We start from the raw sequence: 1,178 nt of genomic DNA, 5'->3' as shown, positions 1-1,178 counted from the left end.
CACCCGGGTCGTCCCACGGTCGCGAGCTCCTGCCCGGACTGCCTGGCCTGGGGAGTGTACGACCAGTCGCGCGGCGTATGCCTGGCCTGCCGCGTGTACCGCAAACGGCACCCCGACCGCGGCGCGTGCCGCATCTGCCGCCATACCGCCGCACTCTGGGAGGGAGCCTGCCGGCTGTGCCGCCGCCAGGCCGCGCTCGCCGAACGCAACCGCGGCGGCAAGGAGCGCATGGACCTGGAAGGCGACAACCGGCACGGCCAGCAGCTGTACTTCGGCGACATGGACCGCCGGGTCCGCCTCACCGAGCCGATCGAGGCCCGCCGCTCGCGCCGCAAGGGCCGGCCTGCCCCGCGCGACCGCTTCCGAGCACTTCGACCCGCCAGCCACAAGCAGCTCGTTCTGTTCCAGTCCCCCCGCTCCCTGCGGACCGGACAGCAGCGCGGATTCCCTCCGCCGCTCGACACCGAGCTGGCCGCCGCCCTGGACGCCCACGCCACCGAGTACGCCCAGCGCCACGGCTGGAGCAAGCATCTGACCTGGGCGGTCCGCCGCGCTCTGCGCATCCTGCTCGGCACCCAGGACACCCCGGGCGCGGCGATCAAAGCCACCGCCGTGGCACAGGTACCTGCGGTGAACCTGCCCGCCCGGCACCTCCGGGCGCTCCTGGCCGAAACCGGCTTCCTCGATGACGACCGTCCCCGCACCCTGGAACTCTGGTTCACCGCCGAGACCGAGCACCTGCCCCCGGCGATGGCCGACGAACTGCGGATCTGGTTCACCGCGATCCACCGCGGCAGCAACACCCCGCCCCGCTCCAGGCCGCTCGGCGAACCCAGCGTGCGCCACTACCTGCGCAACGTCCTGCCGATGGTGCGCCGGTGGGCGGCGTCCAACGACTCGCTGCGCGCCATCACCCGCGCCGACATCCTGGACACCCTGCCGGCCGGCGTCTGGCGACGCCGCGACGCGATCACCGCCGTCCGCAGCCTGTTCCGCACCCTCAAGCGGCACCGTGCCGTCTTCCACAACCCAACGACGCGGATCCCCCACGAGCCCACCACGATCCTCCCGCAGCCGGTCGACACCGACGCGATCCGCCAGGCACTGGAAGACGACGATCCGGTGCGCGCCACGCTCGCCGCCATGGTCGCCTTCCACGCACTGACGGTCACCGACCT

At 72.8% G+C, this 1,178-nt stretch carries 1 protein-coding gene; it reads left to right on the top strand.

Annotation, left to right across the window (positions count from 1 at the left end):
• A partial coding sequence (locus D7231_RS36810) for a hypothetical protein (protein WP_199739539.1) occupies window positions 1-1,178 on the top strand: 1,178 nt, incomplete at both ends.

Source organism: Streptomyces klenkii, assembly GCF_003626645.1.
In the GTDB taxonomy this organism is placed as follows: Bacteria; Actinomycetota; Actinomycetes; order Streptomycetales; family Streptomycetaceae; genus Streptomyces; species Streptomyces klenkii.
The sequence above is the reverse complement of the archived record's forward strand: the minus strand, read 5'-3'. Positions and strand labels throughout refer to the sequence as shown.